This is a genomic window from Serratia sp. 22264 (assembly GCF_052045345.1).
GTDB classification, from domain to species: domain Bacteria; phylum Pseudomonadota; class Gammaproteobacteria; order Enterobacterales; family Enterobacteriaceae; genus Serratia; species Serratia plymuthica.
This window is the reverse complement of record NZ_JBQEOY010000012.1, coordinates 26,973-34,090: the sequence shown is the minus strand read 5'-3', so window position 1 is coordinate 34,090 and position 7,118 is coordinate 26,973. Positions and strand designations below refer to the sequence as shown.

Annotated in this window: 7 protein-coding genes; 2 read left to right on the top strand and 5 right to left on the bottom strand. The window is 56.9% G+C overall.

Going from position 1 to position 7,118, the window contains the following annotated elements; translation table 11 throughout:
- Positions 1 to 547 precede the first annotated feature (547 nt).
- Together purH and purD are read left to right on the top strand one after the other, a co-directional pair.
- Positions 548 to 2,137, top strand: coding sequence for a bifunctional phosphoribosylaminoimidazolecarboxamide formyltransferase/IMP cyclohydrolase (gene purH, locus ACTJJ1_RS24905; RefSeq protein ID WP_004953982.1), 1,590 nt, complete (start codon positions 548 to 550; stop codon positions 2,135 to 2,137).
- 48 nt (positions 2,138 to 2,185) lie between these two features.
- Positions 2,186 to 3,469: a phosphoribosylamine--glycine ligase gene (gene purD, locus ACTJJ1_RS24900; RefSeq protein WP_037432068.1), complete on the top strand. Its 1,284-nt coding sequence runs from the start codon at positions 2,186 to 2,188 to the stop codon at positions 3,467 to 3,469.
- A gap of 50 nt (positions 3,470 to 3,519) precedes the next feature.
- Here the strand turns inward: purD and ACTJJ1_RS24895 are convergent, their stop codons facing one another.
- The 5 genes from ACTJJ1_RS24895 to hemE all read right to left on the bottom strand — a co-directional run bounded on the left by ACTJJ1_RS24895 (position 3,520) and on the right by hemE (position 7,089).
- Positions 3,520 to 4,191, bottom strand: a complete 672-nt coding sequence (locus ACTJJ1_RS24895; RefSeq protein WP_041416695.1) for a DUF1481 domain-containing protein — start codon at positions 4,189 to 4,191, stop codon at positions 3,520 to 3,522.
- Between the two features lie 36 nt (positions 4,192 to 4,227).
- The gene (gene hupA, locus ACTJJ1_RS24890) at positions 4,228 to 4,500 is read right to left on the bottom strand and encodes a nucleoid-associated protein HU-alpha (protein ID WP_004929874.1); all 273 of its coding nucleotides are present in this window, start codon (positions 4,498 to 4,500) and stop codon (positions 4,228 to 4,230) included.
- Between the two features lie 189 nt (positions 4,501 to 4,689).
- Positions 4,690 to 5,280, bottom strand: a complete 591-nt coding sequence (locus ACTJJ1_RS24885) for a YjaG family protein (protein ID WP_004953973.1) — start codon at positions 5,278 to 5,280, stop codon at positions 4,690 to 4,692.
- A gap of 48 nt (positions 5,281 to 5,328) precedes the next feature.
- A complete protein-coding gene (gene nfi / locus ACTJJ1_RS24880) occupies positions 5,329 to 6,015 on the bottom strand; it encodes a deoxyribonuclease V (RefSeq protein ID WP_004953969.1) in 687 nt (228 codons plus the stop codon).
- A 9-nt stretch (positions 6,016 to 6,024) separates the two neighbouring features.
- Positions 6,025 to 7,089, bottom strand: a complete 1,065-nt coding sequence (hemE, locus tag ACTJJ1_RS24875; protein WP_440835731.1) for a uroporphyrinogen decarboxylase — start codon at positions 7,087 to 7,089, stop codon at positions 6,025 to 6,027.
- Between the last annotated feature and the right edge of the window lie 29 nt (positions 7,090 to 7,118).

Below are 7,118 nucleotides of genomic sequence, written 5' to 3'. Positions count from 1 at the left end.
TTTTTTCGTACCCGAAGGTACTGGATATCGTCTTGTGGAGTGCCCACACAGATTGTCTGATAAATTGTTAAAGAGCAGTGAGTTAGCCGCCGTAGCTTGCTATCTCGAGGTGGCGTATAATACGCTTTCCTCTTTCAGAGTCAACCCTAATTTTCAGGATTTTTTCTCTTCGAACCCCGGAGACTCTGTGAAGTTGTTCACATGTTCCGTGTCGATGGAGGCGCATTATAGGGAGTTCCTCGCAGGCCGCAACAGGTATTTTCGACAAAAACGATCGTTTGCTGCATTCCACAGCAAAACCCGTCCTTATACCCTGTTGTGCACAACTTTATCCACAGAACCCATTTGCGCGGAAAATTTACGAGCACCGCGCAAACGTTTTCGCTACAATTCCTCGCGACGAAACGCTCCCTCTTTTATAAGGTCGTTACCTGAATCTGTGCCCGATTGCTCCTCTATAGAGAGAAAATCCTTTCCTTATAGAGAGAAGCAGGTGGAAATTCACGTAACGCTCTTTATTGCGACTCCAAAGCCAAGGGATAAAACCATGCAACAACCTCGTCCAATCCGCCGGGCTCTGCTCAGCGTCTCCGACAAAGCCGGTATCGTTGAATTCGCCGAAGCGCTTTCCCAGCGTGGCGTCGAACTACTCTCCACCGGCGGCACCGCCCGCTTGCTGGCAGATGCCGGCCTGCCTGTTACCGAAGTTTCCGACTACACCGGTTTCCCGGAAATGATGGACGGACGAGTTAAGACCCTGCATCCCAAAGTACACGGCGGCATTCTGGGCCGTCGCGGTCAGGACGATGCGATCATGGGCCAGCACGACATCAAGCCGATCGACATGGTGGTCGTTAACCTTTATCCGTTCGCCCAGACAGTTGCGCGCCCGGATTGCTCACTGGAAGACGCCGTCGAGAATATCGATATCGGCGGCCCGACCATGGTGCGCTCCGCAGCCAAGAACCATAAAGACGTCGCCATCGTGGTGAAGAGCAGCGACTATGCCGCCATCATTACCGAGATGGATAACAACGATGGCTCGCTGCAATACGCCACCCGTTTCGATCTGGCGATTAAAGCCTTCGAGCATACCGCCGCCTACGACAGCATGATCGCCAACTACTTCGGCGCACTGGTTCCGGCCTATCACGGTGATACTGAACAACCTGCCGGCCGTTTCCCACGCACCCTGAACCTTAACTACATCAAGAAGCAGGATATGCGCTACGGCGAAAACAGCCACCAGCAAGCTGCCTTCTATATAGAAGAGAACGTTCAGGAAGCTTCTGTCGCTACCGCAGACCAGTTGCAGGGCAAGGCACTGTCCTATAACAACATCGCCGATACCGACGCCGCGCTGGAATGCGTGAAAGAGTTCGGTGAACCGGCCTGCGTGATCGTCAAGCACGCCAACCCATGCGGTGTGGCGATCGGCGACGATATTCTGGCGGCCTACGAGCGCGCCTACCAGACCGACCCGACCTCGGCGTTTGGCGGTATCATCGCCTTCAACCGTGAGCTGGATGCCGCGACCGCGCAAGCCATCATTAGCCGCCAGTTCGTGGAAGTGATCATTGCACCGAGCATCAGCCAGGAAGCCCGCACTCTGTTGGCCGCCAAGCAAAACGTGCGCGTGCTGGCCTGCGGCCAGTGGCAGCAGCGCGTTGCCGCTCTGGACTTCAAACGCGTCAACGGCGGCCTGTTGGTGCAGGATCGCGATCTGGGTATGGTTACCGAGGGCGATCTGCGCGTGGTATCCGAACGTCAGCCAAGCGCTCAGGAACTGCGTGATGCGTTGTTCTGCTGGAAAGTAGCCAAGTTCGTGAAATCCAACGCCATCGTTTATGCGCGCGATAACATGACCATCGGTATAGGCGCCGGCCAGATGAGCCGCGTTTACTCCGCCAAAATCGCCGGAATCAAAGCGGCTGACGAAGGGCTTGAGGTGAAAGGTTCCGCCATGGCATCCGACGCCTTCTTCCCGTTCCGTGACGGCATCGATGCCGCTGCGGCGGTTGGCATCACCTGCGTGATCCAGCCTGGCGGTTCAATCCGCGACGACGAAGTGATTGCCGCCGCCAACGAGCACGGCATTGCGATGATCTTCACCGACATGCGCCACTTCCGCCACTAATCCCTTTTGCCGCGTGCGCCACGGCGCACGCTCTGCATGGAGTACCTGATGAACATTTTAATTATCGGCAACGGCGGGCGTGAACATGCGCTGGCATGGAAGGTCGCTCAGTCACCGCTGGCAGACAAAGTTTACGTCGCACCGGGCAACGCCGGTACTGCGCTGGAACCAAACCTGGCAAACGTAGCGATCTCCGCCACCGATATTCCGGCGCTGGTTGCCTTTGCGCAGAGCCATGACATCGGTCTGACCATCGTTGGGCCGGAAGCGCCGCTGGTGATTGGCGTGGTTGACGCCTTCCAGGCCGCCGGCCTGAAAATCTTTGGCCCGTCCCAGGCAGCCGCACAGTTGGAAGGCTCTAAAGCCTTTACCAAAGACTTCCTGGCGCGCCATAACATTCCGAGCGCCGAATACCAGAACTTTACCGACGTTGAACCGGCGCTGGCCTACGTACGCAGCAAAGGCGCGCCCATCGTCATTAAGGCTGATGGCCTTGCCGCCGGTAAAGGCGTCATCGTCGCCATGACACTGCAGGAAGCGGAAGACGCAGTGCAGGACATGCTGGCCGGCAACGCTTTTGGCGACGCGGGCCACCGTATCGTGGTGGAAGAGTTCCTTGACGGTGAAGAAGCCAGTTTTATCGTGATGGTCGACGGCGAGAACGTGGTGCCGATGGCCACCAGCCAGGATCACAAACGCGTTGGCGATGGCGATACCGGCCCTAACACCGGCGGTATGGGCGCCTATTCCCCTGCCCCAGTGGTCACTGATGAAATCCACCAGCGCGCAATGGATCAGGTCATCTGGCCAACGGTACGTGGTATGGCCGCGGAAGGTAATACCTACGTCGGCTTCCTGTACGCCGGGCTGATGATTTCTGCAGACGGCCAGCCGAAAGTGATTGAGTTCAACTGCCGCTTCGGCGATCCGGAAACGCAGCCCATCATGCTGCGTCTGCGTTCCGATCTGGTTGAACTGTGTCTGGCCGGGGCGGAAGGCAAACTGGGCGAGAAAACCTCGGAGTGGGACGATCGCCCTGCTTTGGGCGTGGTGCTGGCGGCCGGTGGATACCCGGGCGACTACAGCAACGGTGACGTGATTCAGGGCTTACCGCAGCAGGAAAGTGTCGACGGCAAAGTGTTCCATGCCGGTACGCGCATGCAAGGCGAGGATGTTGTCACTAACGGTGGGCGCGTACTGTGCGTGACGGCGCTGGGTGCAACGGTGGCGGAAGCGCAGCAACGCGCATACCAGTTGGCGAAAGGCATTCAGTGGCAGGGCAGTTTCTGTCGCAACGATATTGGCTATCGCGCGATTGCCCGCGGCAAATGATCTGAACGTCGCACCGTAATCCAACGGGGCTCTGCATACAGAGCCCTTTTTTATAGCGTATCTTCTTTCGGTTCCCAACGGCAAAAATCGTCGTTCGCCACCAGCAACAGTTCGCGTCCTTCAGGTGCATCCAACCAGGCTATATTCACCGGTTGGCCGCTGTTGCGGGCACGCCGCGCGATCCAGGCTTCCGCATTATTATCCAGCCCCGGTTTGATTGATTGCCCATCACAGGTTTGCACCACGCCCTGCTGCCAACGCCCTTGTATCAGCTTCACCTTACCGACGCGCAACGCCTCGCTCAGTTCAAGAACCCGCCGCGCCTGATATTGATACAAGGCGATCTCATCGCCGGTCAACTGCTCACGCCGCGTAGCCAATTGTCGTTGCATAAAGCTCACCGTGCCGTCATCGGCAAAGCGCAATTGAATGGAATCTTGGTCGCGATCGGCGTCAGTGCGCTTAATCTGGCGCAGTTCGCCGTTCTGGTATTCGTACAGGGTGGTGACCGTGCCTGGCCCGCGATAAGGGCTGTAGACACTCATCAGCACTTGTGGGCGTTGCTGGTCGTCGTCTTTACGCCACAGACGCATAACGCCCTGGTCAGCCACATAGCCGCTGGCGGTAAAGGTGGGGGGATCGGAATGACTGCTGCAGGCGCTTAGGCCACCGGCAATGCCAATGGCCAGCAGCGCCTGTCGGACAAACAAAAGGGGCGCCATCGCCCCTCTGTTTAATCTTTTCACCAACACGCAGTATTACTTAACTGCGTCTTTCAGTGCTTTACCAGAAACGAACGCAGGCACGTTGGCAGCTGCGATTTTGATTTCTTTACCAGTCTGTGGGTTGCGGCCAGTGCGCTCGCTACGATGGTTTACCTTGAAAGTACCGAAACCAACCAATTGTACCGCATCACCTTCTTTCAGAGACTCAGTAATAGCAGCCAGGGTGGATTCCAGAGCCAGTTTAGCTTGTGCTTTGGAAAGGTCAGCCTTGTCCGCGATTACATCAATCAGTTGAGTCTTGTTCATAAGTTATCCTTACAGTGTGTTTATCGTTTGCAAAGCATCGAGTGCGACGGATATGCCGATTGACAGCACCCTCCTGCATACACGCACCGATAGCCACTTTTTTTACGCCCCCCAAATGTAGACCAGACAGGGTGCGGATGTGAAGCCTTAAGGCATGACAAATCAGGCGTTAAATCACGTTTTCTTGCCTTATTGCGTTAAATTTATCCCGATGTTACTTACCGCGGCCTCGCGAAGGTCCGAACGCAACCCTTTGATCAGCTCTAAATCACGCTCTTCGCAGTCAGCCAACAGGCGGAAAATTTCCCATTGAATGTCCCATTCTTCCTCTACCGCAGGCAGAACCTTCAACTCATCGTCGGTCATTTCTTTACCGGCCTGAGTCATTTCCAACATCGCCACGGTGCGAATTGACGTTTCGCTGATGGCAATGGCGTGCTCCAGCGTCTCCCCGCTGAGCCGCGAATGGATCAGTTCCCCTAATGCGATACAGGCGTCAATCGCCGGGTAAACGCCGTAAAGATCGTAATCTTCTGCCGAGGGTATCGCCTCTTCCAACTTCTCCAGTTGGCTGTCAAAGTTGACCTTGGCATCCTTCACCACCAGGGTTTCCCACACCAAATCCAGAATGCGGCGGTAAATGGCCGGATCGCCGAACTCGGTCTGCAGGCAGAACATCTGGTAATTCGGATACATACGCTCGCACAAACTGGCCATAAAGGTCAAATGTTGCCAGCTTTCAAGCTTTTCCAGACGTAAATGAATCGGGTTACGTAGCATTATTCACTCTCTTACGCGTTATCTGCGCCGCAGTGTACCCGAAATCGGTCATTGCGGCACCTCTGGATGCTGTTGCAGCCAGCGCTGGAAGGCCGGCCGGCGCGAAGCGATGGCATCGGCCCAACGAGTGGGTTCCGGTAAACGGTAACCCGCCATGCAGCGCTGTACCCAGGCCAGTGCGCTGTCGGTGCTGACGCGGTGGCCGGTGGCGATAAACAACGGGTTGCAACGTACCTTGCTCCGCCACACCCAGCCAAGCTGTTCGCCTTTATCCTCCAGCGGCGCCAGCGCACCGGCGGCAACATCAAGCGGGGCGAATTTACCGCACAGGCGCTTCTTTGCCACGCCGATGGTCGGCACGTTGACCAACAACCCAAAGTGGCTGGCAACGCCCAGGCGGCGCGGATGCGAGATACCATGGCCGTCGACAAAAACCAGCTCTGGCTTCTGTTGCAATTGCTCCCACGCGGCAAGCAACGCGGGGTATTCGCGGAATGAAAGAAAACCGGGAATATAAGGCATGGTGGTAGCCACGCGGGCAATCTGGTATTCCACCAGTTCCAGCGACGGATACCGCAGGATGGCGATGGCGGCTCGCGTCACCGCACCTTCCTGCTCAAAACCCACGTCAGCGCCGGCGATAAAAGCCGGCGTATCGACCAGAAAGTCATCGTGGCGGATGACTTCAGACGCGAGCCGCAACTGCTCTGCGCGCAGGGCTTGGATATCGATCACATCCTTTCCTTAACGATGGTATTTCGCCGATTGAGCGTGAACGGCTTCCACAAACACGCCGGCATTTTCCGGCGGCACGTCCAGATGAATACCATGGCCCAGGTTGAACACGTGGCCTTCGCCGTGGCCGAAACCGGCGAGAATGGTTTCCACTTCCTGACCGATGCGTTCAGGCGACGCATACAGCATGGACGGATCCATATTCCCCTGCAGCGCCACTTTGTCGCCTACGCGACGGCGCGCATCCGCAATATCGGTAGTCCAGTCCAGACCCAGCGCGTCACAACCGGTCGCCGCCATCGCCTCCAGCCACTGGCCGCCGCCTTTGGTGAATAACGTGACCGGCACGCGGCGGCCGTCGTTTTCACGCAGCAACCCGTCGACAATCTTGTGCATGTAGTGCAGCGAGAATTCACGATAGTCGCGGCCGGTCAGCACGCCGCCCCAGGTATCGAACACCATCACCGACTGCGCGCCGGCTTTAATCTGGGCGTTAAGATACAAAATGACGCTGTCCGCCAGCTTATCCAGCAGCAAATGCAGCGTGGCCGGTTCGGCGTACATCATTTTTTTCAACTTGGTGAAGGCTTTGCTGCTGCCGCCTTCCACCATATAGGTCGCCAGCGTCCACGGGCTGCCGGAGAAGCCAATCAGCGGCACTTCGCCTTTCAGTTCGCGACGGATGGTGCGTACCGCGTTCATCACATAGCCCAGTTCCACTTCCGGATCGAACACCGGCAGTTTGTCCACGTCGGCACGGCTGGTGATGGGTAAAGAGAAGCGTGGGCCTTCACCGGCTTCGAAATACAGGCCCAGCCCCATAGCATCGGGAATGGTGAGGATATCGGAGAACAGGATGGCGGCATCCAGCGCATAGCGGCGCAGCGGTTGCAGCGTAACCTCACAGGCCAACTCCGCGTTCTTGCACAGCGACATGAAATCGCCGGCCTGAGCGCGAGTAGCTTTGTACTCCGGCAAATAACGACCGGCCTGACGCATCATCCATACGGGGGTCACATCCACCGGCATACGTTGCAACGCGCGCAGGTAACGATCGTTCTTCAACTCATTCATCATAGGGCTCCCTTATTCATCTGCCGTTA